Source organism: Streptococcus mitis (genome assembly GCF_905187495.1).
Classification (GTDB): Bacteria; Bacillota; Bacilli; order Lactobacillales; family Streptococcaceae; genus Streptococcus; species Streptococcus mitis_CU.
Window position 1 is genome coordinate 1 of sequence record NZ_CAJJIB010000006.1, and the last position, 25,741, is coordinate 25,741.

Annotated in this window: 28 protein-coding genes and 8 tRNA genes; 35 read left to right on the forward strand and 1 reads right to left on the reverse strand. The window is 40.8% G+C overall.

Features of this window, described 5'->3' with window-relative positions:
• Positions 1 to 38: 38 nt before the first annotated feature.
• From JQ843_RS01310 to pcp, 16 genes are all read left to right on the forward strand, one after another.
• A tRNA-Ser gene (locus tag JQ843_RS01310) sits at positions 39 to 128 on the forward strand.
• A 10-nt stretch (positions 129 to 138) separates the two neighbouring features.
• Positions 139 to 212, forward strand: a tRNA-Met gene (locus JQ843_RS01315).
• 3 nt (positions 213 to 215) lie between these two features.
• Positions 216 to 288 (forward strand) — tRNA-Phe (locus JQ843_RS01320).
• 12 nt (positions 289 to 300) lie between these two features.
• Positions 301 to 381: transfer RNA gene (locus JQ843_RS01325), tRNA-Tyr, on the forward strand.
• Positions 382 to 385: 4 nt separating this feature from the next.
• Positions 386 to 456, forward strand: a tRNA-Trp gene (locus tag JQ843_RS01330).
• Between the two features lie 14 nt (positions 457 to 470).
• Positions 471 to 543: transfer RNA gene (locus JQ843_RS01335), tRNA-His, on the forward strand.
• A gap of 13 nt (positions 544 to 556) precedes the next feature.
• Positions 557 to 628 (forward strand) — tRNA-Gln (locus JQ843_RS01340).
• Positions 629 to 637: 9 nt separating this feature from the next.
• A tRNA-Leu gene (locus tag JQ843_RS01345) sits at positions 638 to 721 on the forward strand.
• Positions 722 to 827: 106 nt separating this feature from the next.
• Positions 828 to 2,105 (forward strand): glutamate-cysteine ligase family protein, encoded by a 1,278-nt coding sequence (locus tag JQ843_RS01350; RefSeq protein ID WP_203212696.1) that lies wholly within the window; start codon positions 828 to 830, stop codon positions 2,103 to 2,105.
• Positions 2,106 to 2,180: 75 nt separating this feature from the next.
• A complete protein-coding gene (gene thrC / locus JQ843_RS01355) occupies positions 2,181 to 3,665 on the forward strand; it encodes a threonine synthase (protein WP_203212697.1) in 1,485 nt (494 codons plus the stop codon).
• Between the two features lie 60 nt (positions 3,666 to 3,725).
• On the forward strand, positions 3,726 to 5,006 hold the full coding sequence (locus JQ843_RS01360) for an MATE family efflux transporter (RefSeq protein WP_203212698.1): 1,281 nt from the start codon (positions 3,726 to 3,728) through the stop codon (positions 5,004 to 5,006).
• Positions 5,007 to 5,009: 3 nt separating this feature from the next.
• Entirely contained in the window at positions 5,010 to 5,636 is a 627-nt protein-coding gene (locus JQ843_RS01365) for an HAD family hydrolase (RefSeq protein ID WP_203212699.1), read from the forward strand.
• A gap of 159 nt (positions 5,637 to 5,795) precedes the next feature.
• Positions 5,796 to 6,998: a LysM peptidoglycan-binding domain-containing protein gene (locus tag JQ843_RS01370; RefSeq protein WP_020903675.1), complete on the forward strand. Its 1,203-nt coding sequence runs from the start codon at positions 5,796 to 5,798 to the stop codon at positions 6,996 to 6,998.
• A gap of 315 nt (positions 6,999 to 7,313) precedes the next feature.
• Positions 7,314 to 7,739, forward strand: a complete 426-nt coding sequence (locus JQ843_RS01375) for a MarR family winged helix-turn-helix transcriptional regulator (protein WP_203176430.1) — start codon at positions 7,314 to 7,316, stop codon at positions 7,737 to 7,739.
• A gap of 10 nt (positions 7,740 to 7,749) precedes the next feature.
• Positions 7,750 to 8,064, forward strand: a complete 315-nt coding sequence (locus JQ843_RS01380) for a DUF1304 domain-containing protein (protein ID WP_203212700.1) — start codon at positions 7,750 to 7,752, stop codon at positions 8,062 to 8,064.
• A 159-nt stretch (positions 8,065 to 8,223) separates the two neighbouring features.
• Entirely contained in the window at positions 8,224 to 8,868 is a 645-nt protein-coding gene (pcp, locus tag JQ843_RS01385) for a pyroglutamyl-peptidase I (protein WP_203212701.1), read from the forward strand.
• 26 nt (positions 8,869 to 8,894) lie between these two features.
• Here pcp and JQ843_RS01390 read toward each other — a convergent pair whose 3' ends face one another.
• Entirely contained in the window at positions 8,895 to 9,752 is an 858-nt protein-coding gene (locus tag JQ843_RS01390) for a DUF975 family protein (RefSeq protein ID WP_203212702.1), read from the reverse strand.
• 116 nt (positions 9,753 to 9,868) lie between these two features.
• Here JQ843_RS01390 and tgt point away from each other — a divergent pair, with 116 nt between their 5' ends.
• From tgt to JQ843_RS01485, 19 genes are all read left to right on the forward strand, one after another.
• A complete protein-coding gene (gene tgt, locus JQ843_RS01395; protein WP_203212703.1) occupies positions 9,869 to 11,011 on the forward strand; it encodes a tRNA guanosine(34) transglycosylase Tgt in 1,143 nt (380 codons plus the stop codon).
• 100 nt (positions 11,012 to 11,111) lie between these two features.
• Entirely contained in the window at positions 11,112 to 12,929 is a 1,818-nt protein-coding gene (locus tag JQ843_RS01400; RefSeq protein ID WP_203212704.1) for an acyltransferase family protein, read from the forward strand.
• Between the two features lie 151 nt (positions 12,930 to 13,080).
• Positions 13,081 to 14,232, forward strand: a complete 1,152-nt coding sequence (nagA, locus tag JQ843_RS01405; RefSeq protein WP_084864425.1) for an N-acetylglucosamine-6-phosphate deacetylase — start codon at positions 13,081 to 13,083, stop codon at positions 14,230 to 14,232.
• Between the two features lie 161 nt (positions 14,233 to 14,393).
• A complete protein-coding gene (locus JQ843_RS01410; protein ID WP_020903624.1) occupies positions 14,394 to 15,452 on the forward strand; it encodes a zinc-dependent alcohol dehydrogenase family protein in 1,059 nt (352 codons plus the stop codon).
• A gap of 150 nt (positions 15,453 to 15,602) precedes the next feature.
• Complete coding sequence (locus tag JQ843_RS01415) at positions 15,603 to 15,968, forward strand: DUF1033 family protein (protein ID WP_000286409.1); 366 nt, start codon at positions 15,603 to 15,605, stop codon at positions 15,966 to 15,968.
• A gap of 77 nt (positions 15,969 to 16,045) precedes the next feature.
• The gene (gene comGA / locus JQ843_RS01420; protein WP_000249544.1) at positions 16,046 to 16,987 is read left to right on the forward strand and encodes a competence type IV pilus ATPase ComGA; all 942 of its coding nucleotides are present in this window, start codon (positions 16,046 to 16,048) and stop codon (positions 16,985 to 16,987) included.
• Entirely contained in the window at positions 16,935 to 17,951 is a 1,017-nt protein-coding gene (comGB, locus tag JQ843_RS01425) for a competence type IV pilus assembly protein ComGB (protein WP_203212716.1), read from the forward strand. Before comGA ends, comGB begins: the two co-directional genes overlap by 53 nt.
• 1 nt (position 17,952) lies before the next feature.
• Positions 17,953 to 18,276, forward strand: coding sequence for a comG operon protein ComGC (comGC, locus tag JQ843_RS01430; protein ID WP_203212705.1), 324 nt, complete (start codon positions 17,953 to 17,955; stop codon positions 18,274 to 18,276).
• Complete coding sequence (gene comGD, locus JQ843_RS01435; RefSeq protein ID WP_031237205.1) at positions 18,239 to 18,673, forward strand: competence type IV pilus minor pilin ComGD; 435 nt, start codon at positions 18,239 to 18,241, stop codon at positions 18,671 to 18,673. Before comGC ends, comGD begins: the two co-directional genes overlap by 38 nt.
• Positions 18,636 to 18,938: a competence type IV pilus minor pilin ComGE gene (gene comGE, locus JQ843_RS01440; RefSeq protein WP_071478895.1), complete on the forward strand. Its 303-nt coding sequence runs from the start codon at positions 18,636 to 18,638 to the stop codon at positions 18,936 to 18,938. The genes comGD and comGE overlap by 38 nt, the downstream gene beginning before the upstream one ends.
• Entirely contained in the window at positions 18,901 to 19,362 is a 462-nt protein-coding gene (gene comGF, locus JQ843_RS01445) for a competence type IV pilus minor pilin ComGF (protein WP_020903618.1), read from the forward strand. Before comGE ends, comGF begins: the two co-directional genes overlap by 38 nt.
• Positions 19,340 to 19,753, forward strand: a complete 414-nt coding sequence (gene comGG, locus JQ843_RS01450) for a competence type IV pilus minor pilin ComGG (protein ID WP_031233244.1) — start codon at positions 19,340 to 19,342, stop codon at positions 19,751 to 19,753. Before comGF ends, comGG begins: the two co-directional genes overlap by 23 nt.
• A gap of 32 nt (positions 19,754 to 19,785) precedes the next feature.
• Positions 19,786 to 20,373 (forward strand): class I SAM-dependent methyltransferase, encoded by a 588-nt coding sequence (locus JQ843_RS01455; protein WP_203212706.1) that lies wholly within the window; start codon positions 19,786 to 19,788, stop codon positions 20,371 to 20,373.
• Between the two features lie 60 nt (positions 20,374 to 20,433).
• Entirely contained in the window at positions 20,434 to 21,387 is a 954-nt protein-coding gene (locus tag JQ843_RS01460) for a class I SAM-dependent methyltransferase (RefSeq protein ID WP_084928151.1), read from the forward strand.
• 50 nt (positions 21,388 to 21,437) lie between these two features.
• Positions 21,438 to 22,631 carry an acetate kinase gene (locus tag JQ843_RS01465; RefSeq protein ID WP_203212707.1) on the forward strand — a complete coding sequence of 398 codons (1,194 nt, stop codon included), beginning with the start codon at positions 21,438 to 21,440 and terminating at the stop codon, positions 22,629 to 22,631.
• Positions 22,632 to 22,776: 145 nt separating this feature from the next.
• Entirely contained in the window at positions 22,777 to 23,148 is a 372-nt protein-coding gene (gene rnpA / locus JQ843_RS01470; protein WP_061590180.1) for a ribonuclease P protein component, read from the forward strand.
• Positions 23,123 to 23,947: a membrane protein insertase YidC gene (locus tag JQ843_RS01475; protein ID WP_203212708.1), complete on the forward strand. Its 825-nt coding sequence runs from the start codon at positions 23,123 to 23,125 to the stop codon at positions 23,945 to 23,947. Before rnpA ends, JQ843_RS01475 begins: the two co-directional genes overlap by 26 nt.
• Before the next feature lie 17 nt (positions 23,948 to 23,964).
• Entirely contained in the window at positions 23,965 to 24,954 is a 990-nt protein-coding gene (jag, locus tag JQ843_RS01480) for an RNA-binding cell elongation regulator Jag/EloR (RefSeq protein WP_045606671.1), read from the forward strand.
• Positions 24,955 to 25,004: 50 nt separating this feature from the next.
• Positions 25,005 to 25,628, forward strand: coding sequence for a ribonuclease P (locus JQ843_RS01485; RefSeq protein ID WP_203212709.1), 624 nt, complete (start codon positions 25,005 to 25,007; stop codon positions 25,626 to 25,628).
• The last annotated feature ends 113 nt before the right edge of the window (positions 25,629 to 25,741 follow it).

Here is a 25,741-nt window from a genome sequence, read left to right on the forward strand (position 1 = left end):
GGCGGTAACACGGGTTCGAATCCCGTACGGACTATTTTGGAGGATTACCCAAGTCCGGCTGAAGGGAACGGTCTTGAAAACCGTCAGGCGTGTAAAAGCGTGCGTGGGTTCGAATCCCACATCCTCCTTTTGTATTAACGCGGGATGGAGCAGCTAGGTAGCTCGTCGGGCTCATAACCCGAAGGTCGTAGGTTCAAATCCTGCTCCCGCAATAAGGCTCGGTAGCTCAGTTGGTAGAGCAATGGATTGAAGCTCCATGTGTCGGCGGTTCGATTCCGTCTCGCGCCATTTATATATTTTGGAAGGGTAGCGAAGAGGCTAAACGCGGCGGACTGTAAATCCGCTCCTTCGGGTTCGGGGGTTCGAATCCCTCTCCTTCCATTTTACGGGCATAGTTTAAAGGTAGAACTAAGGTCTCCAAAACCTTCAGTGTGGGTTCAATTCCTACTGCCCGTGTTAATAGAATTATGGCGGGTGTGGTGAAGTGGTTAACACACCAGATTGTGGCTCTGGCATGCGTGGGTTCGATCCCCATCACTCGCCTATTTTATATTATTGGGGTATAGCCAAGCGGTAAGGCAAGGGACTTTGACTCCCTCATGCGTTGGTTCGAATCCAGCTACCCCAGTTACTATTTGCCGGCGTGGCGGAATTGGCAGACGCGCTGGACTCAAAATCCAGTGTCCGCAAGGACGTGCCGGTTCGACCCCGGCCGCCGGTATAGTATAGAGTTAAGGAACGTTGTAAATCTTCGTTCCTTTTTATATTATTTTTGGTATAATAATAGTTATTCAAATTTTATTTAGATTATGAAAGTGTAGGGAAGTATGTCTCGTTCTATCGATTTATTAAAACATCGGTATTTAAAAAATATTAAAGAAAATCCTGAATTGTTTGTCGGGATTGAGCTGGAATATCCTGTTGTAAACTTGGAAGGGGATGCTACAGATGTTGAAGTTATCAAGTACTTATTCCGATATTTAGTTTCTGCTTTGGATTTTACTGTCGAAAAGGTAGATGATTTTGGGACTCCTATTCAGTTAGTGGACCCAGTAAGTCAGGATACTATTTTATTTGAAGTTTCCTATACTACGATTGAGTTTGCATTTGGTAAGGCTGAAACGATACAAGAGGTTGAAGAACGTTTTAGTATTTATATGGAAGTAATCCAGAAGAAGTTAGCTGAATCAAATCATGCTATTGTCGGCTGTGGTATTCATCCCAACTGGGATAAAAATGAGAATTGTCCAGTGGCTTTCCCACGGTATCGCATGCTGATGGACTATTTGAATTTGAGTAGAAATGTGACTAAATCAGACATGCATCATTTCCCTGAATATGGCGCTTTTATCTGTGGGAGTCAGGTACAGTTGGATGTTTCAAAGTCTAACTACTTACGGGTGATTAATGCTTTTACTCAAATTGAAGCGGCTAAGGCTTATTTATTTCCAAACTCTAAGTTTTCGGGAGCAGATTGGGATACGAAAATTTCAAGGGACATTTTCTGGGAAGACTCGATGCATGGTATCTATCCAGAGAACGTTGGTGTCAATCCTAGACTCTTTAAAGATGAGGATGATTTTTTTGATTATCTAGATCATTCTTCAATTTTTACTGCGGAACGTGATGGACAAACCTATTATTTTTATCCGATTCAGGCTAGGGACTATTTAGCTACACCTGAAATCCAAGCATATGCACTTAATGGGGAAGAAGTTCTTATTTCCCCTCAAGAGAAAGATTTTGAAACTCATCGTAGTTATCAGTACCAAGACTTAACGACTCGCGGAACAGTTGAGTTTCGTAGTGTGTGTACTCAACCTCTAGATAGAACCTTCGCTTCAGCAGCTTTTCACTTAGGATTGTTGGTTAATTTAGATAAGTTAGAAGCTTACTTAGAAGCAGCTCCTTTCTTTAAAGAATTTGGGCAAAATTATAAGTTTTTAAGACGACAATTTTCTAAGAAGAAGCTTACAGATGAGGAAGAAACTGCGATTATTGAAATTTCCAAAGACTTACTCCTGCTAGCCGAAGAAGGACTGGAGAAGAGAAATAAGCAAGAAATGACCTACTTACAGCCTTTGAAAGAAGAATTGAGCCTATAATTTCTCTTGTAAAAGGAGAATTTTCTGAAAAATCATGATATAATGGATGAGACTATAGATAAAGGATAGAGAGTAATGACATTAGTTTATCAATCAACGCGTGATGCCAACAATACAGTAACTGCTAGCCAAGCAATTTTGCAAGGTTTGGCAACGGATGGTGGTTTGTTTACACCGCTTACTTATCCAAAGGTAGATTTGGACTTTGACAAATTGAAAGATGCTTCTTATCAGGAAGTTGCTAAGCTTGTTTTGTCAGCATTTTTAGATGACTTTACAGCTGAAGAGTTGGACTACTGTATCAACAATGCCTACGATAGCAAGTTTGATACTCCAGCTATCGCACCATTAGTGAAATTAGACGGGCAATACAATCTGGAACTTTTCCATGGTTCAACAATTGCCTTTAAGGATATGGCCTTGTCTATTTTGCCATACTTTATGACAACAGCTGCTAAGAAGCATGGTTTGGAGAACAAGATTGTCATCTTAACAGCGACATCTGGTGATACTGGGAAAGCTGCTATGGCAGGGTTTGCGGATGTTCCTGGTACTGAGATTATCGTCTTTTATCCAAAGGATGGTGTCAGCAAGGTACAAGAGTTGCAAATGACCACTCAGACTGGCTACAATACTCATGTTATCGCTATTGATGGTAACTTTGATGATGCCCAAACTAATGTGAAGCATATGTTTAACGATGTGGCTCTTCGTGAGAAGTTGGCAGCCAACAAGTTGCAATTTTCATCGGCTAACTCTATGAATATTGGCCGTTTGGTGCCACAAATTGTCTACTATGTTTATGCCTACGCTCAGCTTGTTAAAACTGGTGAGATTGTGGCTGGTGATAAGATCAACTTTACCGTACCAACAGGAAACTTCGGAAATATCTTGGCTGCCTTTTATGCCAAACAAATCGGCTTACCAGTTGGTAAATTGATCTGTGCTTCAAATGATAACAATGTTTTGACAGACTTCTTCAAGACACGTGTTTACGACAAGAAACGTGAGTTTAAGGTAACAACTAGTCCATCTATGGATATTTTGGTATCTTCAAACTTGGAGCGTTTGATTTTCCATCTTTTGGGTAATGATGCGGTTAAGACAGCTGAACTCATGAATGCTTTGAATACACAAGGTCAATATGAGTTGACAGACTTTGATGCAGAGATTCTTAATCTCTTTGCAGCTGAATATGCGACTGAGGAAGAAACGGCAGCAGAAATCAAGCGTGTTTATGAGGCAGATTCTTATATCGAGGATCCACATACGGCGGTTGCCTCGGCAGTTTATAAGAAATACCAAGCGGCTACTGGCGATGTGACTAAGACAGTGATTGCTTCAACAGCGAGTCCATACAAGTTCCCAGTGGTTGCAGTAGAAGCTGTAACTGGAAAATCAGGGCTTGGTGACTTTGAAGCTTTGGCTCAATTACATGATATTTCAGGAGTGGCAGTGCCGCCAGCAGTTGACGGGCTTGAAACAGCTCCTGTTCGTCATAAGACAACTGTTGCAGCAACAGACATGCAAGTAGCGGTTGAGGCTTATCTAGGACTTTAAGACAGAGGGAGTAAACTCGGTTGGGAAACCAACTGAGTTTCTTTTCATCAGGAGGAAGGATTGTTTAAGAAAAATAAAGACATTCTTAATATTGCCTTGCCAGCTATGGGCGAAAACTTTTTGCAGATGCTCATGGGAATGGTGGACAGTTATCTGGTAGCCCACTTGGGCTTGATAGCTATTTCGGGTGTATCAGTAGCTGGCAATATTATCACGATTTACCAGGCGATTTTCATCGCTCTGGGAGCTGCTATTTCCAGTGTTATTTCAAAAAGTTTGGGGCAGAAGGATCAATCTATGCTAGCCTATCATGTGACTGAGTCCTTGAAGATTACCTTACTATTAAGTTTCCTTTTAGGATTTTTGTCCATCTTCGCTGGGAAAGAGATGATAGGATTTTTGGGGACGGAGAGAGATGTAGCTGAGAGTGGTGGACTCTACCTATCCTTGGTAGGCGGATCGATTGTTCTTTTGGGCTTGATGACCAGTCTGGGTGCCTTGATTCGTGCAACGCATAATCCACGTCTGCCTCTCTATGTTAGTCTTTTATCCAATGCCTTGAATATTCTTTTTTCAAGTCTAGCTATTTTTGTTCTGGATATGGGGATAGCTGGTGTTGCTTGGGGGACAATTCTGTCTCGTTTGGTAGGTCTTGTGATTTTATGGTCGCAATTAAAGTTGCCTTTTGAGAAACCGACTTTTGGTTTAGATAAGGAACTATTGACCTTAGCTTTGCCAGCAGCTGGAGAGCGGCTCATGATGCGGGCTGGAGATGTCGTAATCATTGCCTTGGTTGTTTCTTTTGGAACGGAGGCGGTGGCTGGGAATGCAGTCGGAGAAGTCTTAACCCAGTTTAACTACATGCCTGCCTTTGGCGTTGGTACTGCAACGGTCATGCTGGTAGCTCGAGCAGTTGGAGAGGATAATTGGAAAAGAGTCGCTAGTTTGAGCAAACAAACCTTTTGGCTTTCTCTGATTCTCATGTTGCCTTTGACCTTTAGTATCTATGCCTTGGGTGTACCATTAACTCATCTCTATACGACTGATTCTCTAGCGGTGGAGGCTAGTGTTCTAGTGACACTTTTTTCACTACTTGGTACTCCTATGACGATAGGAACAGTTATCTATACAGCAGTCTGGCAGGGTTTGGGCAATGCTCGGCTTCCCTTTTATGCGACAAGTATAGGAATGTGGTGTATCCGCATTGGAACAGGATATCTGATGGGGATTATGCTAGGTTGGGGCTTGCCCGGTATTTGGGCCGGAACCCTTTTGGATAATGGTTTTCGTTGGTTATTTCTACGTTACCGTTACCAGCGTTATATGAGCTTGAAAGGATAGGAAATGCAAAAAACAGCTTTTATTTGGGATTTAGACGGGACTTTATTGGACTCTTACGAAGCAATTTTGTCAGGGATTGAGGAGACTTTTGGTCAGTTTGCTATTCCTTATGATAAGGAGCAGGTGAGGGAGTTTATTCTCAAGTTTTCTGTGCAGGATTTACTTGTGCAGGTGGCAGAAGAGAGAAAGCTGGATGTGGAAATGCTAAATCAGGTGCGTGCCCAGAGTTTGGCTGAGAAGAATGCTCAGGTAGTTTTGATGCCAGGTGCGCGTGATGTGCTAGCTTGGGCAGAGGAATCAGGAATTCAGCAGTTTGTTTACACTCATAAGGGAGACAATGCTCGTACCATTCTCAGAGACTTGGGTTTGGAATCTTATTTTACAGAGATTTTAACCAGTCAGAGTGGTTTTGTGCGGAAGCCAAGTCCAGAAGCGGCTAACTATCTGTTAGGCAAGTATCAGTTGGATTCTGAGAAGACCTATTATATAGGGGATCGGACTCTGGATGTGGAATTTGCCCAGAATAGTGGGATTCAAAGTATCAACTTTTTAGAGTCGACTTATGAAGGAAATCATAGGATTCAAGGGTTAGCAGATATTCCTTATATTTTTGGGGATTGGGAACGATAAGATTGTGTCAGTTTTGTGACAGAGACCTAACAAACTATTTCAAGTAACCAAGTTTGTTACAAGGAATAGACAGTTCTGTTAAATAGGCCCGAGAGGGCTTTTTTTCTGCATTTTTTGTGTTATGATAGACAGGTACTCATTTGAAAGGAATAGGAAAGAATGAAGAAAAGAATATTATTAGCTTCAACAGTAGCCTTGTCATTTGCCCCAGTATTGGCAACTCAAGCAGAAGAAGTTCTTTGGACTGCACGTAGTGTTGAGCAAATCCAAAACGATTTGACTAAAACGGACAACAAAACAAGTTATACCGTTCAGTATGGTGATACCTTGAGCACCATTGCAGAAGCCTTGGGTGTAGATGTCACAGTTCTTGCGAATTTGAATAAAATCACTAATATGGACTTGATTTTCCCAGAAACTGTTTTGACAACGACCGTCAATGAAGCAGAAGAAGTAACAGAAGTTGAAATCCAAACACCTCAAGCGGCTTCTAGTGAAGAGGTGACAACTGCGACAGCAGATTTGACAACCAATCAAGTGACCGTAGATGATCAAACTGTTCAGGTTGCAGACCTTTCTCAACCGATTGCAGAAGCGCCAAAAGCGGTAGAAACTACAAGTACAAAAGAAGTAGCAACAAATTCAGAAGTTGCAGAGACAGTTGCTACTGCAGAAGAAGTAGCACCATCTACAAATACTTCAACGTCAGAGGAGCAAACAGCCGAAACAAGTAGTGCAGTTGCAGAAGCAGCTCCTCAGGCAACGACTTCAGCTGAGAAAAATGAAACTCAAGCAAGCCCACAAGATGTTTCAACAGTGGAAGAAACTACAACTCCAACAGAAGAAACAGCAATCGAAACAACTGCAACAAGTTCAGAAGAATTAAAAGAAGCCTCATCAAATGAAGCTACAACAGCAGTTTCTACTTATCAACCAGAAGAGAAGAAAACAGTTTCAACAACTTACGCAGCTCCAGCAGCGCCCGATTATGCTGGACTTGCGGTAGCGAAATCTGAAAATGCAGGCCTTCAACCACAAACAGCGGCCTTTAAAGAAGAAATTGCTAACTTGTTTGGCATCACATCCTTTAGTGGTTACCGTCCAGGAGACAGTGGAGATCACGGAAAAGGTTTGGCTATCGACTTTATGGTACCAGAAAGCTCAGAATTAGGGGATAAGATTGCGGAATACGCTATTCAAAACATGGCCAGCCGTGGAATTAGTTACATTATTTGGAAACAACGTTTCTATGCTCCATTCGATAGCAAATATGGGCCAGCTAATACTTGGAACCCAATGCCAGACCGTGGTAGCGTGACAGAAAATCACTATGATCACGTTCACGTTTCAATGAATGGATAAACCAGACTTGGTAATATCATTTTGACGAATGAGATCTAGCTTTCATGATTGGAAGTAAGTCTCGTTCGTTTTTCTTTGTCATACTCTTCGAAAGTCTCTTCAAACCACGTCAGTTTTATCTGCAACCTCAAAGCTGTGCTTTGAGCAACCTACGGCTAGCTTCCTAGTTTGCTCTTTGATTTTCATTGAGTATCAATATGAATGGAAAATGGAAGTTACCATTTTGTAATGATTGAAGCAACATTCTTGCAATCAATTTTACTTTATAACACAATTGATTAGTCAACTATTGATAAATCAAGATAGGAGAAAGAAATGATAGAGATTCAAGATCTGCTTTATCAACTCCGCTTGTCTGAGCAAGCGAGTACGCAATTGTTTGAAAAAAGACTTGGGATTAGTTTGACACGGTATCAGATTTTACTGTTTTTGCTGAAGCATTCCCCTTGTAATCAAATAGCGGTTCAGGAGCGTTTGAAGATTGATCAGGCCGCTTTGACACGACATTTCAAGATTTTAGAAAAGGAAGGTTTGGTGGAGCGTCATCGTAATCCTGAAAATCAGCGAGAAGTGTTGGTAGAGGCTACGAAGTATACCAAGGAGCAGTTAGTGGTGAATCCCCCTCTGCAACATATCAAGGTTAAGGAAGAGATGGAAAGTATCTTAACAGAGTCTGAAAGAACAGAACTCAGCCGTTTAGTAAATAAATTGGTTTTGGGTATTGAAAATATAGAAATTTAAGGAGAAATAGATGTCAATTATGACAACCATTTTAGCAACGATTGTTGTTTTGGAGCATTTTTACATTTTTTATTTGGAAAGTATTGCAACGCAATCAGATGCGACTAGTCGTGTCTTTAATATGGACAAGGAAGAATTGGCTCGTCCGTCAGTAACTTCATTGTTTAAAAATCAAGGGATTTATAATGCTTTGCTAGGAGTCTTTCTCTTGTATGGAATTTATTTCTCACAGAATTTAGAAATTGTGACTATTTTTGTTTTATTTGTGATTGGTGCTGCGGCTTATGGCTCTCTCACAGCAGATAAGAAAATTATTTTGAAGTAAGGTGGACCAGCTATTTTAGCCTTGATTAGTATTTTTCTCTTTAAATAAACTTTAATGCCAGTCTGATACTCTCTAATCCTTTTCACTCCAGAATAAGGGAAATATGTTATACTTGTTTTTAAGAAAAAGTCTCATTGAATTTGTTTTGAGGAGTAAGAAATGAAAGTATTAGTGACAGGTTTTGAGCCCTTTGGAGGGGAAAAGGTCAATCCAGCTTTGGAGGCCGTTAAAGGTTTACCAGCTGAAATCCATGGTGCTGAGGTCCGTTGGTTAGAAGTGCCAACAGTCTTTCACAAATCGGCTCAAGTATTGGAAGAAGAGATGAACCGCTATCAACCTGACTTTGTCCTTTGTATCGGCCAAGCAGGTGGAAGAACCAGCTTGACACCTGAGCGAGTGGCTATAAATCAAGACGATGCGCGCATTCCTGATAACGAAGGTAATCAACCGATTGATCTTCCTATTCGTCCAGATGGTGCTCCGGCCTACTTTAGTAGTCTGCCGATTAAAGCGATGGTTCAAGCTATAAAAAAAGAGGGCTTGCCGGCCTCTGTTTCCAATACGGCAGGGACTTTTGTCTGCAATCATTTGATGTATCAGGCTCTCTATTTGGTAGAAAAGAAATTTCCACATGTTAAGGCAGGTTTTATGCACATTCCTTATATGATGGAACAGGTGGTGAATCGACCGACTACTCCAGCTATGAGTTTAGTGGATATTAGGAGAGGGCTAGAAGCAGCAATCGGAGCCATGATAGAATATGGAGATGAGGACCTCAAGTTGGTAGGCGGAGAAACTCATTGATAGAAAAAGAGCTTGAGGGAAACCCTTCAAGCTTTTGGACGTTTTCGAGCCAGTACTGCTCGGTAAAAAATCATTTTATTGATTTGAATGTAGGGTAGGAGTGAGAAACTAGCAATTCCAAAGGTAATCCAATTGAGGAAGTACCAAGGAAGGAGTTGTAAGTCTAGGACAAAGCGCTGAAATTTGTAGCCTTTCATCAGGAAACGGCTGTTTTTTAGGATTTGCCCTGGTTTGGCTTGTCCCAAGTCTAGGGTGTCACAGAGGAGAAATTCTACCTGTGAATAGGCATAGTATTGTGGGATATAGAGACTATTTCCGACAATCATCAAGAGAATACTTGCTAGAAAGTAAAGACCAAAGGTCATGAGGAAACGCTCGGTTTCAATTGACGTGAGATTCAGATTAGGAAATTCAGGATGGATTGCAACGAATTTCTTTGCTAGAAAGCTACTGTAAAAGAGGAAGTAAATTCCAAGCAAACTAGGAATGCTCCATAAGAAGAGATAGAAACGTTTGAGAAGTAGAGTCAAAAAGGTTTGTGAAAAGTGCTCTTCGTTAAAGAGTGTGAGACTATTTTTGACGGATAGTCCTGTATCAGGATTCTTGATGAGTTTCAGTGTTGTATAGACTGAACTGGTTAGAAGAATAGCTCCGATAAAGGAGACTAATAATGGAAAGAGGTAGGCTTGAAATACATGACCAAACACGCTTAAAAAGGTTTGTTCTAAAATAGATTCGTTGAGGCGCTCTAAGGGATTGAGGAAGCCAGATAAGATGACCAGCATGCTAGGTAAGAGATAGACGAGAAAGAGGCGAGAATTTTCAACTTGAAATTGTCTAGCCTGCAGACGAATGGTTTTTAAATCAATTTTTGGGTATTTCATTCTCTCATTATACCATAGTTCGTGACAGTTCCAGCTTTTTTTGATAAAATCATACAGTATGCCCTTGGGTACAAAGTATGAACTGGGACTGTCTTTCCCAGCTTCGGAGGTAAAAAATGTCAGATTCACCAATCAAATATCGTTTGATTAAGAAAGAAAAACACACAGGAGCTCGTCTGGGAGAAATCATCACTCCCCACGGTACCTTCCCAACACCTATGTTTATGCCAGTTGGGACACAAGCCACTGTCAAAACTCAGTCGCCTGAAGAATTGAAGGAGATGGGGTCGGGAATTATCCTGTCAAACACTTATCATCTCTGGCTTCGTCCTGGAGATGAACTCATCGCATGCGCAGGTGGACTTCATAAGTTCATGAATTGGGATCAGCCAATTTTGACGGATAGTGGTGGTTTTCAGGTTTATTCCTTAGCAGATAGCCGTAATATCACAGAAGAAGGAGTAACCTTTAAAAACCATCTCAATGGTTCTAAGATGTTCCTATCGCCAGAAAAAGCTATCTCGATTCAGAATAATCTAGGCTCAGACATCATGATGTCCTTTGACGAATGTCCTCAGTTTTATCAACCTTACGACTACGTTAAGAAATCAATCGAGCGTACCAGCCGTTGGGCTGAGCGTGGTTTGAAGGCTCATCGTCGTCCACATGACCAAGGGTTATTTGGAATTGTGCAAGGGGCTGGATTTGAAGACTTGCGTCGCCAATCAGCGAATGACCTTGTCAGCATGGATTTCCCAGGCTACTCTATCGGTGGTTTGGCGGTGGGAGAAACCCACGAAGAGATGAATGCAGTCTTGGACTTTACAACCCAACTGCTGCCTGAAAATAAACCTCGCTATTTGATGGGTGTGGGAGCTCCAGATAGCTTGATTGATGGTGTGATTCGTGGGGTGGATATGTTTGACTGTGTCTTGCCGACTCGAATTGCTCGTAACGGAACTTGTATGACCAGTCAGGGACGTTTAGTTGTCAAAAATGCCCAGTTTGCTGAGGACTTTACGCCACTGGATCCTGAGTGTGATTGCTACACATGTAAGAATTACACACGCGCCTACCTTCGTCACCTGCTCAAGGCTGACGAAACCTTTGGTATCCGTTTGACTAGCTACCACAATCTCTACTTCTTGCTTAACCTGATGAAGCAAGTGCGACAAGCCATCATGGATGATAATCTATTGGAATTCCGTGAGTATTTTGTGGAAAAATATGGTTACAATAAGTCAGGGCGCAATTTTTAAACTGGAATTGATATAAGCTAAAAATCCTAAGTTTTCTCTTGGGATTTTTTTTCTTTTTTTGATAGAATAAAGTGTACAATGAAAGGGAGAATAAACTCGTATGCGTATTAAATGGTTTTCCTTGATTAGGATTACAGGTTTACTTTTGGTACTCTTGTATCATTTCTTTCAGACGATCTTTCCTGGAGGATTTTTCGGGGTAGATGTCTTTTTTACATTTTCAGGTTTCCTGATTACAGCTCTACTCATCGAAGAATTTTCTAAAAATCATGAAATTGATTTGGTTGGATTTTTTAGGAGACGCTTTTATCGTATCGTTCCACCTGTGGTTTTGATGGTCTTGGTAACCATGCCTTTTACTTTCTTGGTTCGCCAAGACTATGTGGCTGGAATTGGGGGTCAAATTGCGGGTGTCTTAGGCTTCATGACCAACTTCTATGAACTCCTAACAGGTGGGAGTTATGAATCTCAGTTCATTCCTCATTTGTTTGTTCATAATTGGAGTCTGGCTGTTGAGGTGCACTACTATATTCTTTGGGGGTTGGCAGTTTGGTTCTTATCTAAGCAGGCTAAATCAAATGGTCAGTTGAAGGGAATGGTCTTTCTCTTATCTGCTGCTGCCTTCTTGATCAGCTTCTTCTCCATGTTTATTGGTAGTTTTCTAGTAACCTCTTATTCCTCTGTTTACTTCTCCAGTTTAACTCATGTCTATCCATTCTTTTTGGGAAGTGTGTTAGCAACTATCGTAGGCGTTCGTCAGACGACTTCCCTAGTTAAGCAATTGGATAAAATCTGGGATTTGCGCAAGACCCTTTTAGTTTTTGCAGGAGGTTTTGGCTTCTTACTCATTTTGACCTTCTTTGTCAAATTTACCTATCTCTTTGCCTATCTTATGGGCTTCTTGCTTGCCAGCCTTGCAGCCCTTGCTATGATTTTGGCAGCGCGTGTCTTACATGAAAAGACTCCTAACATGCAGGAGCCAAAGATTATCAGCTTTTTAGCAGATACTAGCTATGCAGTTTATCTCTTCCATTGGCCTTTCTATATCATTTTTTCACAGTTGACATCAAATCTTTTTGCTGTGTTACTGACTTTGATTTTTTCTTATGGATTTGCCAGTCTTTCATTTTATGTATTGGAACCTTGGATTGCAGGAAAGGACACACCTATTATACAAACCCTCCGTCCCCTTCCTCATATTCACACAATCCTTGCAGCAAGTACTGGAATTTTGGCCTTCATTGTCTTCTTAGTAACTCTGTTGGCACCACAAGTGGGAGCTTTTGAGACAGACTTAACTGTCAATGGCTTGAAGCAAGCTGCAACAAATATTAGCCAGACCAAGGTGATAACAGAACGAGCAGAAGCTGATAGTTTAGGAATTGCTGATGGCACTATGTTAATTGGTGACTCGGTGGCCTTAAGAGCAAATACAGCCCTGCAGACAGCCCTTCCTGGAGCACAGATTAACGCGCAGGTCAGCAGAACAACCAAGACTGCCAACGAAATCATGCTCAACAATAGCCAGAATAAATTTCTACCAAAGATGGTGGTTATTGCAACTGGGGTAAATAATCCTGAAAATTACAAGGAAGATTGGGATAGTATCGTGAAAAATCTTCCTAAGGGGCACCATATGGTTTTGGTGACTCCTTATGAAGGAGATAAGACAAAAGAGACCTATGCAATCGTTGAGAAGGCGGCTGCCTATATGAGAGAATTGGCAGAGAAGACTCCTTACATCACGATAGCAGATTGGAATCAAGTTGCTAAAGAGCATCCAGAGATCTGGACTGGAACAGACCAAGTCCATTTTGGAAGTGACAATAGTAAGATTGAAGCAGGAGCTAAATTGTATGCAGATACCATTGCTGCAGCCTTGCAAACAGCTCAAGACAAGCCGGTCAAATCAAAATAACTTGTATTAAAAAGAGAAGAGTTGGAGAAATCCAGCTCTTTTAAAATATCTCTAGAAAATAGGTCTATACCATTTACAAATAAAAAAGAAAGGTTTATAATGTAATTGACATAATAAATTGTAGAATCAATCTTTTAAGGAGGTTAACATTATGCCTAACTATATTAAAGCGGATCAGTTTTTCTACCCACACGGAGTTCGTCGTGGTGGTTACTTGGAACTTGTAGACGGCAAGTTTGGAAAACATGTAGAACAAATTCCTGAAGGCGCTGACGTCATTGACTATACAGGATACAGCATTGCGCCAGGACTTGTGGATACCCACATTCATGGATTTGGTGGTGTGGATGTTATGGATAATAATATCGAAGGAACCCTTCATACCATGAGTGAAGGACTCCTCAGCATGGGAGTAACGAGCTTCTTACCAACCACTTTGACATCAACTTATGAGCAATTGCTCGCGGTAACTGAAAATATCGGTGCTCGTTACCAGGAAGCAAGTGGAGCTAAGATTCGTGGAATTTATTTTGAAGGACCTTATTTCACAGAGAAATACAAGGGGGCTCAAAACCCTGCTTACATGAAAGATCCTCGTATGGATGAGTTCCGTACTTGGCAAAAAGCAGCAAATGGCTTGCTAAATAAAATTGCCCTTGCGCCAGAACGTGAAGGTGTAGAAGACTTTGTTCGTACAGTTACGGGCGAAGGTGTGACGGTTGCTCTTGGGCACTCAAACGCGACTTTTGATGAAGCTAAAAAAGCAGTCGATGCTGGAGCGAGTGTTTGGGTACACGCCTACAATGGAATGCGTGGGTTGACTCACCGCGAACTCGGTATGGTTGGAGCCATGTATCAATTACCACACACCTATGCAGAGTTGATATGTGATGGTCACCACGTAGATCCCAAGGCCTGTGATATTTTGCTCAAACAAAAAGGAACTGAAAATATCGCCCTTATCACAGACTGTATGACAGCTGGTGGATTGGAAGACGGTGACTATATGTTGGGAGAATTTCCAGTTGTCGTTGCAAATGGAACTGCACGCCTCAAATCGACAGGCAATTTGGCAGGTTCTATCCTCAAACTCAAGGACGGTTTGAAGAATGTGGTCGAATGGGGTATTGCGAATCCACATGAAGCAGTCATGATGGCCAGCCTTAACCCAGCAAAATCTGTTCACATTGATGATGTTTGTGGCCAAATCCGTGAAGGCTATGATGCGGACTTTATCGTATTAGATAAAGATTTGGAATTGGTAGCAACCTACCTAGACGGTGTGAAACGTTATCAAGCATAAGAGAGAAAGCAGGAGTTAGAGATTAGCTTCTGCTTTTTTATCTATATTACTTTACCGGTAAATAAAAAAGTTAAAAAAATCACAAAAAATCTTGAACAAACAAATGAAAAGGCTTACAATTGTATTATAAATAGTACAAATAAAAAAAGGAGGAGTGCTTTATGAAAGCCTATACTTATGTTAAACCAGGACTTGCTTCTTTTGTTGATGTAGACAAACCAGTGATTCGCAAGCCAACAGACGCTATTGTGCGTATCGTAAAAACTACTATTTGTGGAACAGACCTCCATATTATCAAAGGGGATGTCCCTGCTTGCCAAAGTGGTACCATTCTTGGTCACGAAGGGATTGGGATTGTTGAAGAAGTTGGGGAAGGAGTTTCTAACTTCAAAAAAGGCGACAAGGTCTTGATTTCTTGTGTTTGTGCCTGTGGTAAATGCTACTACTGTAAAAAAGGAATTTATGCCCACTGTGAAGACGAAGGGGGCTGGATTTTCGGTCACTTGATTGATGGTATGCAGGCTGAATATTTACGTGTCCCTCATGCAGATAACACTCTTTACCACACTCCAGAAAACTTGTCAGATGAAGCCTTGGTTATGCTATCAGACATTTTGCCTACTGGGTATGAAATTGGTGTCTTGAAAGGGAAAGTAGAACCTGGTTGTAGTGTAGCCATTATTGGTTCAGGTCCAGTTGGATTGGCTGCTCTTTTGACAGCCCAATTCTACTCACCAGCCAAATTGATTATGGTGGACTTAGACGATAACCGCTTGGAAACTGCTTTATCATTTGGTGCGACTCATAAGGTTAATTCTTCAGACCCTGAAAAAGCGATTAAAGAAATTTATGATTTGACAGATGGTCGTGGTGTAGATGTTGCTATCGAAGCTGTTGGTATTCCTGCAACATTTGATTTCTGTCAAAAGATTATCGGTATAGACGGAACAGTTGCCAACTGTGGTGTACATGGTAAACCAGTCGAATTCGATTTGGACAAACTTTGGATTCGCAACATCAATGTAACAACTGGTTTGGTATCTACAAATACCACTCCACAATTGTTGAAAGCTCTTGAAAGTCATAAGATTGAACCAGAAAAATTGGTAACTCATTATTTCAAACTAAGTGAAATTGAAAAAGCCTATGAAGTCTTCAGTAAGGCAGCAGACCACCATGCCATCAAGGTCATCATCGAAAACGATATTTCAGAAGCTTAAGTAGTAAAAACATTTTGGAACATAAGCAAATAGAAATTCAGTCATCATAGGATGGCTGGATTTTTTATCAAAAAAATTAAGAAATGAGCATATTTCTTTCCTTGTTTAGCGGAATTGGTTATAATATACGGTACAAAGGAATGAATGAATATGTATCGTGTTATAGAAATGTACGGAGATTTTGAACCGTGGTGGTTCTTAGAAGGTTGGGAAGAAGATATTGTAGCAAGTAAGAAATTTGATCAGTATTATGATGCTCTCAAATACTATAAAACTTGCTGGTTTAGATTGGAACAAGAATCCCCTCTTTATAAAAGTAGAAGTGACTTGATGACCATTTTTTGGGACCCGGAAGACCAACGCTGGTGTGATGAATGTGATGAGTATTTACAACAATACCATTCTTTGGCTCTTTTACAGGATGAGCAGGTTATCCCAGATGAAAAATTACGTCCAGGCTATGAAAAACAAACTGGTCAGGAAAGGCACCGTTCTTGCCGTATGAAATTAAAATAGAGAAAAAGTAACTTTTTTGGAGTTGCTTTTTTTTATTTTCCCAAATCTTTGCGAATAGTATAGGTGAGGAGGTAAGTATGGTTCAAGAAATTGCACAAGAAATCATTCGTTCGGCTCGGAAAAAAGGGGCGCAGGATATTTATTTTGTCCCTAAGCTAGACGCCTATGAGCTTCATATGAGGGTAGGAGACGAGCGTTGTAAAATTGGTTGTTATGATTTTGAAAAATTTGCGGCCGTCATCAGTCACTTTAAGTTTGTGGCGGGTATGAATGTGGGAGAAAAGCGACGTAGTCAGCTTGGTTCCTGTGATTATGAATATGACCAGAAGATGGCGTCCCTACGTTTGTCTACTGTAGGCGATTATCGAGGGCATGAGAGTTTAGTTATTCGCCTGTTGCATGATGAGGAGCAGGATTTGCATTTTTGGTTTCAGGATATTGAAGAACTGGGCAAGCAGTACAGGCAACGTGGTCTCTATCTCTTTGCTGGTCCAGTCGGCAGTGGCAAGACGACCCTGATGCACGAATTGGCCAAGTCTCTCTTTAAAGGACAGCAAGTCATGTCTATTGAAGATCCAGTCGAAATCAAGCAGGACGACATGCTTCAGTTGCAGTTGAATGAGGCGATTGGACTAACCTATGAAAATCTCATCAAGCTTTCCTTACGTCATCGACCAGATCTCCTGATTATCGGAGAAATTCGGGACAGCGAGACGGCACGTGCAGTAGTTAGAGCTAGTTTGACAGGGGCAACAGTCTTTTCAACCATTCATGCCAAGAGTATCCGAGGAGTTTATGAACGTTTACTGGAGTTGGGGGTGAGTGAGGAGGAATTGGCAGTCGTTCTGCAAGGAGTCTGCTACCAGAGATTAATCGGGGGAGGAGGAATCGTTGACTTTGCAAACAAAGACTATCAAGAACACCAGCCAACTAGCTGGAATGAACAGATTGACCAGCTTCTTAAAGATGGACATATCACAAGTCTTCAGGCTGAGACGGAAAAAATTAGCTACAGTTAAGCAAAAAAATATCATCACCCTATTTAACAATCTCTTTTCCAGCGGTTTTCATCTGGTGGAGACAATCTCTTTTTTAGATAGGAGTGCCTTGTTGGACAAGCAGTGTGTGACACAAATGCGCACGGGCTTGTCTCAGGGGAAATCATTCTCAGAAATGATGGAAAGTTTGGGATTTTCAAGTGCCATTGTCACCCAGTTATCTCTAGCTGAAGTCCATGGGAATCTTCACCTGAGTTTGGGAAAGATAGAAGAATATCTAGACAATCTTGCCAAGGTCAAGAAAAAATTAATTGAAGTAGCGACCTATCCCTTGATTTTACTGGGATTTCTTCTCTTAATCATGCTGGGGCTACGGAATTACCTACTACCACAACTGGATAGCAGTAATATCGCCACTCAAATTATTGGCAATCTGCCACAAATTTTTCTAGGTATGGTAGGGCTTGTTTCCGTACTTACCCTTTTAGCACTAACTTTCTATAAAAGAAGTTCTAAGATGCACGTCTTTTCTATCTTAGCACGCCTTCCTTTTCTTGGAATCTTTGTACAGACCTATTTGACAGCCTATTATGCGCGTGAATGGGGGAATATGATTTCACAGGGAATGGAGTTGACGCAGATTTTTCAAATCATGCAGGAACAAGGTTCCCAACTCTTTAAAGAAATCGGTCGAGATTTGGCTCAAGCCCTACAAAATGGTCAGGAATTTTCTCAGACTATAGGAACCTGTCCTTTCTTTAAGAAGGAGTTGAGTCTCATCATCGAGTATGGGGAAGTCAAGTCCAAGCTGGGTAGTGAGTTGGAAATCTATGCTGAAAAAACTTGGGAATCCTTTTTTACCCGAGTCAACCGCACCATGAATTTGGTGCAGCCACTGGTTTTTATCTTTGTGGCTCTGATTATCGTTTTACTTTATGCGGCAATGCTCATGCCCATGTATCAAAATATGGAGGTAAATTTTTAAAATGAAAAAAATGATGACATTCTTGAAAAAAGCGAAAGTGAAGGCTTTCACGCTTGTGGAGATGTTGGTGGTCTTGCTCATTATCAGTGTGCTTCTCTTGCTCTTTGTACCTAATTTGACCAAGCAAAAAGAAGCAGTCAATGACAAAGGAAAAGCTGCTGTTGTTAAGGTGGTGGAAAGCCAGGCAGAGCTTTATAGCTTGGATAAAAATGAAGATGCTAGCCTAAGCAAGTTACAAGCAGATGGGAGAATCACAGAAGAACAGGCTAAAGCCTATAAAGAATACCATGCTAAACAAGGTACCAGACAAAGTGTTTCAGATTAAGGCCTTTACCATGCTGGAAAGTCTCTTGGTTTTGGGGCTTGTGAGTATCCTTGCCTTGGGATTGTCTGGTTCTGTTCAGTCCACTTTTGCAGCAGTAGAGGAGCAGATTTTCTTTATGGAGTTTGAAGAACTTTATCGGGAAACTCAAAAACGCAGTGTAGCCAGTCAGCAAAAGACTAGTCTAAACTTAAATGGGCAGACGATTAGCAATGGCAGTCAAAAGTTGACAGTTCCTAAAGGAATTCAGGCACCATCAGGCCAAAACATTACATTTGACCGAGCTGGGGGAAATTCGTCCCTGGTTAAGGTTGAATTTCAGACCAGCAAAGGAGCGATTCGCTATCAATTATATCTAGGAAATGGAAAAATTAAACGCATTAAGGAAACAAAAAATTAGGGCAGTGATTTTACTGGAAGCAGTGGTTGCTTTAGCTATCTTTGCCAGTATTGCTACCCTCCTTTTGGGACAAATTCAGAAAAATAGACAAGAAGAAGCAAAAATCTTGCAGAAAGAAGAAGTTGTGCGTGTAGCTAAGATGGCTCTGCAGACAGGTCAAAATCAGGTAAACATAAACGGAGTGGAGATTCAGGTGTTTTCTAGTGAAAAGGGATTGGAGGTTTATCATGGTTCAGAACAGTTGTTGGCTATCAAAGAGCCATAAGGTCAATGCTTTCACCTTGTTGGAATCACTGATTGCTCTCATTGTCATCAGTGGAAGTTTACTCCTCTTTCAAGCCATGAGTCAGCTCCTCATTTCAGAAGTTCGCTACCAGCAACAAAGCGAGCAAAAGGAGTGGCTCTTGTTTGTGGACCAGCTGGAGGCAGAATTAGACCGTTCGCAATTCGAAAAAGTGGAGGGCAATCGCCTCTATATGAAGCAGGATGGCAAGGAAATTGCGATAGGTAAGTCAAAATCGGATGATTTTCGAAAAACTGATGCCAGTGGACGAGGATATCAGCCTATGATTTATGGACTCAAATCAGCTCAGATTACAGAGGACAACCAACTGGTGCGCTTTCATTTCCAGTTCCAAAAAGGCTTAGAAAGGGAGTTCATCTATCGTGTGGAAAAAGAAAAAAGTTAAGGCAGGTGTTCTCCTCTATGCAGTCACTATGGCAGCCATCTTTAGTCTTTTGTTACAATTTTACTTGAACAGACAAGTCGCCCACTATCAAGACTATGCTTTGAATAAAGAAAAGCTGATTGCTTTTGCCATGGCTAAGCGAACCAAAGATAAGGTTGAGCAAGAAAGTGGGGAACAGGTCTTTAATCTAGGTCAGGTAAGCTATCAAAACAAGAAAACAAGCTTGGTGACGACGGTTCGTACGCCTAAGAGTCAATATGAGTTCATCTTTCCTTCAGTCAAAATCAAAGAAGAGAAAATAGATAAAAAGGAAAAGGTAGTGACTGATTCAAGTAATCAAGCAGAGAAGAAAAAATCAGAAGAGAAGGCTGAAAAGAAAGAGAATTCCTAGCCAATCAAGCTACTTTGTGCTAAACTAAAAATATGAAACATGATTTTAACCACAAAGCAGAAACTTTTGATTCCCCTAAAAATATCTTCCTTGCAAACTTGGTTTGTCAAGCAGTCGAGAAACAGATTGATCTTCTATTAGACAAAGAAATTTTGGATTTCGGTGGAGGGACGGGTCTGTTAACCTTGCCCCTAGCCAAGCAAGCTAAGTCTGTAACATTGGTGGATATTTCGGAGAAAATGCTGGAACAAGCTCGTTTGAAAGCGGAGCAGCAAGACATCAAGAATATCCAGTTTTTGGAACAAGATTTACTGAAAAATCCCTTAGAGCAAGAGTTTGATCTGATTGTTGTCAGTCGGGTTCTTCATCATATGCCTGATTTGGATGCGGCTCTCTCACTGTTTCATCAACATTTGAAGGAAGATGGACAACTCCTACTTGCTGATTTTACCAAGACAGAGGCTAACCATCATGGATTTGAATTGGTTGAACTGGAAAACAGGCTAGCCCAGTTTGGTTTTTCATCTGTACATAGTCAGATCCTCTATAGCGCTGAAGACCTGTTTCAAGGAAATTACTCAGAACTCTTTTTAACAGTAGCCCAAAAATCACTCGCCTAGTCAGGGAGTGATTTTTCTATAAGGATGGAAAAAAGAAGGGAAATTTGATAAGATAGGAATATGGATTTTGAAAAAATTGAACAAGCTTATACGTATTTACTAGAGAATGTCCAAGTCATTCAAAGTGATTTGGCGACCAACTTTTATGACGCCTTGGTGGAGCAAAACAGCATCTATCTGGATGGTGAGACGGAGCTAAAACAGGTCAACGAGAACAATCAAGCCCTTAAACGCTTAGCGCTTCGCAAAGAAGAATGGCTCAAGACCTACCAGTTTCTCTTGATGAAGGCTGGGCAGACAGAGCCCCTACAGGCCAATCACCAGTTTACACCAGATGCCATTGCTTTACTTTTGGTGTTTATTGTGGAAGAGTTGTTTAAAGAGGAGGAGATTACGATCCTCGAAATGGGTTCTGGGATGGGAATTCTGGGTGCTACTTTCTTGACCTCGCTTGATAAAAAGGTGGATTATTTGGGAATGGAAGTGGATGATTTGCTGATTGATTTGGCGGCTAGTATGGCAGATGTAATTGGTTTGCAGGCTGGTTTTGTCCAAGGAGATGCCGTTCGTCCACAAATGCTCAAAGAAAGCGATGTGGTCATCAGCGACTTGCCTGTCGGCTATTATCCTGATGACGCCGTTGCGTCGCGTCATCAAGTTGCTTCTAGCCAAGAACATACTTACGCCCATCACTTGCTCATGGAACAAGGCCTTAAGTATCTCAAGTCAGATGGATACGCTATTTTTCTCTCTCCGAGTGATTTGTTGACCAGTCCTCAGAGTGATTTGTTGAAAGGGTGGTTGAAAGAGGAAGCGAGTCTGGTTGCCATGATCAGTCTGCCTGAAAATCTTTTTGCCAGTGCTAAACAATCCAAGACGATTTTTATCTTACAGAAGAAAAGTGAAACAGCAGTAGATCCTTTTGTTTATCCGCTTGCTAGCTTGCAAGATGCAAGTGTTTTAATGAAATTTAAAGAAAATTTTCAAAAATGGACTCAAGGTACTGAAATATAAAATAGATTTTGTTATAATAGATGAAAACGCTTAAAAAGGGGTATCATGTTATGACAAAAACAATTGCAATCAATGCAGGAAGTTCAAGTTTAAAATGGCAATTATACTTAATGCCAGAAGAAAAAGTATTGGCGAAAGGTTTGATTGAACGTATCGGTTTGAAAGATTCAATTTCAACTGTAAAATTTGACGGTCGTTCTGAACAACAAATTTTGGATATTGAAAATCACACACAAGCTGTTAAAATCTTATTGGATGACTTGATTCGTTTCGATATTATCAAGGCTTATGACGAGATTACAGGTGTTGGACATCGTGTTGTTGCAGGTGGAGAATATTTCAAAGAATCAACAGTCGTTGAGGGAGATGTTTTAGAAAAAGTTGAAGAGTTGAGCTTGTTGGCTCCTCTCCACAATCCAGCCAATGCAGCAGGTGTTCGTGCCTTCAAGGAATTGTTGCCAGACATTACCAGTGTAGTTGTTTTTGATACTTCATTCCACACAACTATGCCAGAGAAAGCTTATCGCTATCCTCTACCAACAAAATATTACACAGAAAACAAGGTTCGTAAATATGGTGCCCACGGTACAAGTCACCAGTTTGTAGCAGGAGAAGCTGCAAAACTCTTGGGTCGTCCATTAGAAGACTTGAAATTGATTACTTGCCACATCGGTAATGGTGCTTCTATTACAGCTGTTAAGGGTGGTCAATCTGTCGATACTTCAATGGGATTCACTCCACTTGGTGGTGTGATGATGGGAACTCGTACAGGGGATATTGACCCAGCTATCATTCCTTACTTAATGCAATATACAGAGGACTTTAACACGCCTGAAGACATTAGTCACGTTCTTAATCGTGAATCAGGACTGATGGGGGTTTCAGGTAAATCTAGTGATATGCGTGATGTGATTGCTGCTATGGAAGAAGGGAATCACGATGCCACTTTGGCTTATGAAATGTATGTTGACCGTATCCAAAAACATATCGGTCAATACCTTGCAGTCCTAAATGGAGCAGATGCTATTATCTTTACTGCAGGTATCGGTGAAAATGCTGCAAATGTACGTGAAGATGTTATCTCAGGTATCTCTTGGTTTGGCTGTGATGTTGACCCAGAGAAGAACGTCTTTGGTGTGACAGGAGACATCTCAACAGAGGCAGCGAAAATCCGTGTTTTGGTTATTCCAACTGATGAAGAATTGGTCATTGCCCGTGACGTTGAACGATTGAAAAATAAGTAAAATTAGAAAAAAGATTCCGTACAAGGAGTTGGAAAAGAGATTTTTCCAGCTTCTTTTTCTGATGGAAATGTCCAAAACCTTGCTATGATTGGCTTTTTTGAAAAATATGGTATAATAGTAGTAATTTAATAGATGGAGTTGAGTTTTGAAGAAAAACTTTCGTGTAAAAAGAGAGAAAGATTTTAAGGCGATTTTCAAGGAGGGGACAAGTTTTGCCAATCGCAAATTTGTTGTCTACCAATTAGAAAATCAGAAAAACCATTTTCGAGTAGGTCTATCAGTTAGCAAAAAACTTGGGAATGCCGTCACTAGAAATCAAATCAAGCGACGAATTAGACATATTATCCAGAATGCAAAAGGGAGTCTGGTAGAAGATGTCGACTTTGTTGTCATTGCTCGAAAAGGAGTCGAAATCTTGGGATACGCAGAGATGGAGAAAAATCTACTCCACGTATTAAAATTATCAAAGATTTACCAGGAAGGAAATGGGAGTGAAAAAGAAACTACAGTTGACTAGTTTGCTAGGACTGTCCCTATTGATCATGACAGCCTGTGCAACAAATCGGGCAACTAGCGATATTACAGCCGATTCGGCTGATTTTTGGAGTAAATTTGTTTACTTCTTTGCGGAAATCATTCGCTTTTTATCATTTGATATCAGTATCGGAGTGGGAATTATCCTCTTTACGGTCTTGATTCGTACAGTTCTTTTGCCAGTCTTTCAGGTGCAAATGGTAGCTTCTAGAAAAATGCAAGAAGCTCAACCACGCATTAAGGCGCTTCGAGAACAATATCCAGGTCGAGATATAGAAAGCAGAACTAAGCTAGAGCAAGAAATGCGTAAAGTCTTTAAAGAAATGGGTGTCAGACAGTCAGATTCTCTTTGGCCGATTTTGATTCAGATGCCGGTTATCTTGGCCTTGTTCCAAGCTCTATCAAGAGTTGACTTTTTAAAGACAGGTCATTTCTTATGGATTAACCTTGGTGGTGTGGATACAACCCTTGTTCTTCCTGTTTTAGCAGCTGTATTTACCTTTTTAAGTACTTGGTTGTCCAACAAAGCCTTGTCTGAGCGTAATGGCGCTACGACTGCGATGATGTATGGGATTCCAGTCTTGATTTTTATCTTTGCAGTTTATGCACCAGGTGGAGTCGCCCTATACTGGACAGTGTCTAATGCTTATCAAGTCTTGCAAACCTATTTCTTGAACAATCCATTCAAGATTATCGCAGAGCGCGAGGCGGTAGTTCAGGCACAGAAAGATTTGGAAAATAGAAAAAGAAAAGCCAAGAAAAAGGCTCAGAAAACGAAATAATAAGGAGGAATCTGGTAATGGTAGTATTTACAGGTTCAACTGTTGAAGAAGCAATCCAGAAAGGATTGAAAGAATTAGATATCCCAAGATTGAAGGCTCACATCAAAGTCATTTCTCGTGAAAAAAATGGCTTTCTTGGTTTATTTGGTAAAAAACCAGCCCAGGTTGACATTGAAGCGATTAGTGAAACAACTGTCATTAAGGCAAATCAACAAGCTGTTAAGGGTGTTCCTAAAGAAATCAATGAACAAAATGAACCAGTTAAAACAGTCAGTCAAGCGACCGTTGATTTGGGGCATGTTGTTGAAGCAATTAAAAAGATTGAAGAAGAAGGCCAAGGGGTTTCTGATGAAGTCAAGGCTGAAATTTTGAAAAATGAAAAACATGCTAACACCATTTTAGAAGAAACTGGGCATATTGAGATTTTAAATGAATTACAGCTTGAAGAAGCTGGTTTCGGGGAAGAAGTAGAAACTCCGATTGTTGAGAGTCAAGCTGAACAAACTGAAAGTCAAGAATTAGAAGATTTGGGCTTAAAGGTTGAACCGAGTTTTGACATTGAACAAGTAGCTACGGAAGTAACGACTTATGTCCAAACAATCATTGATGATATGGACGTTGAGGCGACGATTTCAAATGACTATAACCGTCGTAGCATCAATTTACAAATTGACACCAACGAACCAGGTCGTATTATCGGTTACCATGGCAAAGTCTTGAAGGCCTTGCAACTATTGGCTCAAAATTATCTTTATAACCGCTATTCAAGAACCTTCTACATTACTATTAATGTCAATGATTATGTTGAACATCGTGCAGAAGTCTTGCAGACCTATGCTCAAAAATTGGCGACTCGTGTTTTAGAAGAAGGCCGTAGTCATCAAACGGATCCAATGTCGAATAGCGAACGTAAGATTATTCATCGTATTATTTCACGTATGGATGGCGTGACTAGTTACTCTGAGGGTGATGAGCCAAATCGCTATGTCGTTGTAGATACAGAATAAACAAAATCAGGGTTCTCCTGATTTTTTGCTAGCTGGAGGAGATTAAATTAATGTTGAATAAGATAAGAGACTATCTAGACTTTGCTGGTTTGCAGTACCGTAATCCTGATAAGGCGGGAGCAGAGCGAGAGAAAATGCTGGCATTTCGCCACAAAGGTCAAGAGGCCAGAAAGGCTTTTACAGAGCTAGCCAAAGCCTTTCAAGCAAGCCATCCAGAATGGCAACTCCAACAGACTAGCCAGTGGATGAACCAAGCGCAGTGTTTGCGACCACATTTCTGGGTCTATCTACAGAGAGACGGACAAGTGACAGAGCCTATGCTAGCCTTACGTTTGTACGGGAATCCTTCTGATTTTGGTGTTTCCTTAGAAGTCAGTTTCATCGAGCGAAAGAAAGATGACCAAACTCTAGGCAAGCAAGCCAAAGTTTTAGAAATTCCAACCGTTGAAGGGATTTATTATCTAGTCTACTCTGATGGTCAAAGTCAACGGTGGGAGGCGAGCGAAGAAAATCGTCAGGTCTTAGTCGAGAAGGTAGGCGGTCAAGAAATCCGAAAAGTGTTAGTTAAAGCAGATGTTTCTTTTGTAGAAACTCAATCATTAGAAGTGATTTTAGAAAAATTAGAAGATGCTTATGAACGCTTACTTCCCTACTATCAGGCGACTAGAGGATAGCAAATAGAATACTTATTTACGTCGAATTGTTTAATTGCTATTCTATGTATTTTTTCATATAATAGTAAAATAGAATGTGTGATTCAATAATCACCTCAAATAGAAAGGAAATT

What these genes read in the sequence shown, in the direction of transcription:
- JQ843_RS01350 (WP_203212696.1), top strand. Translation starts at nt 828, where the DNA reads ATGTCTCGTTCTATCGATTTATTAAAACATCGGTATTTAAAAAATATT.
- thrC (WP_203212697.1), top strand. Translation starts at nt 2,181, where the DNA reads ATGACATTAGTTTATCAATCAACGCGTGATGCCAACAATACAGTAACT.
- JQ843_RS01365 (WP_203212699.1), top strand. Translation starts at nt 5,010, where the DNA reads ATGCAAAAAACAGCTTTTATTTGGGATTTAGACGGGACTTTATTGGAC.
- JQ843_RS01370 (WP_020903675.1), top strand. Translation starts at nt 5,796, where the DNA reads ATGAAGAAAAGAATATTATTAGCTTCAACAGTAGCCTTGTCATTTGCC.
- JQ843_RS01375 (WP_203176430.1), top strand. Translation starts at nt 7,314, where the DNA reads ATGATAGAGATTCAAGATCTGCTTTATCAACTCCGCTTGTCTGAGCAA.
- JQ843_RS01380 (WP_203212700.1), top strand. Translation starts at nt 7,750, where the DNA reads ATGTCAATTATGACAACCATTTTAGCAACGATTGTTGTTTTGGAGCAT.
- pcp (WP_203212701.1), top strand. Translation starts at nt 8,224, where the DNA reads ATGAAAGTATTAGTGACAGGTTTTGAGCCCTTTGGAGGGGAAAAGGTC.
- JQ843_RS01390 (WP_203212702.1), bottom strand. Translation starts at nt 9,752, where the DNA reads ATGAAATACCCAAAAATTGATTTAAAAACCATTCGTCTGCAGGCTAGA.
- tgt (WP_203212703.1), top strand. Translation starts at nt 9,869, where the DNA reads ATGTCAGATTCACCAATCAAATATCGTTTGATTAAGAAAGAAAAACAC.
- JQ843_RS01400 (WP_203212704.1), top strand. Translation starts at nt 11,112, where the DNA reads ATGCGTATTAAATGGTTTTCCTTGATTAGGATTACAGGTTTACTTTTG.
- nagA (WP_084864425.1), top strand. Translation starts at nt 13,081, where the DNA reads ATGCCTAACTATATTAAAGCGGATCAGTTTTTCTACCCACACGGAGTT.
- JQ843_RS01410 (WP_020903624.1), top strand. Translation starts at nt 14,394, where the DNA reads ATGAAAGCCTATACTTATGTTAAACCAGGACTTGCTTCTTTTGTTGAT.
- JQ843_RS01415 (WP_000286409.1), top strand. Translation starts at nt 15,603, where the DNA reads ATGTATCGTGTTATAGAAATGTACGGAGATTTTGAACCGTGGTGGTTC.
- comGA (WP_000249544.1), top strand. Translation starts at nt 16,046, where the DNA reads ATGGTTCAAGAAATTGCACAAGAAATCATTCGTTCGGCTCGGAAAAAA.
- comGB (WP_203212716.1), top strand. Translation starts at nt 16,935, where the DNA reads ATGGACATATCACAAGTCTTCAGGCTGAGACGGAAAAAATTAGCTACA.
- comGC (WP_203212705.1), top strand. Translation starts at nt 17,953, where the DNA reads ATGAAAAAAATGATGACATTCTTGAAAAAAGCGAAAGTGAAGGCTTTC.
- comGD (WP_031237205.1), top strand. Translation starts at nt 18,239, where the DNA reads ATGCTAAACAAGGTACCAGACAAAGTGTTTCAGATTAAGGCCTTTACC.
- comGE (WP_071478895.1), top strand. Translation starts at nt 18,636, where the DNA reads ATGGAAAAATTAAACGCATTAAGGAAACAAAAAATTAGGGCAGTGATT.
- comGF (WP_020903618.1), top strand. Translation starts at nt 18,901, where the DNA reads ATGGTTCAGAACAGTTGTTGGCTATCAAAGAGCCATAAGGTCAATGCT.
- JQ843_RS01455 (WP_203212706.1), top strand. Translation starts at nt 19,786, where the DNA reads ATGAAACATGATTTTAACCACAAAGCAGAAACTTTTGATTCCCCTAAA.
- JQ843_RS01460 (WP_084928151.1), top strand. Translation starts at nt 20,434, where the DNA reads ATGGATTTTGAAAAAATTGAACAAGCTTATACGTATTTACTAGAGAAT.
- JQ843_RS01465 (WP_203212707.1), top strand. Translation starts at nt 21,438, where the DNA reads ATGACAAAAACAATTGCAATCAATGCAGGAAGTTCAAGTTTAAAATGG.
- jag (WP_045606671.1), top strand. Translation starts at nt 23,965, where the DNA reads ATGGTAGTATTTACAGGTTCAACTGTTGAAGAAGCAATCCAGAAAGGA.
- JQ843_RS01485 (WP_203212709.1), top strand. Translation starts at nt 25,005, where the DNA reads ATGTTGAATAAGATAAGAGACTATCTAGACTTTGCTGGTTTGCAGTAC.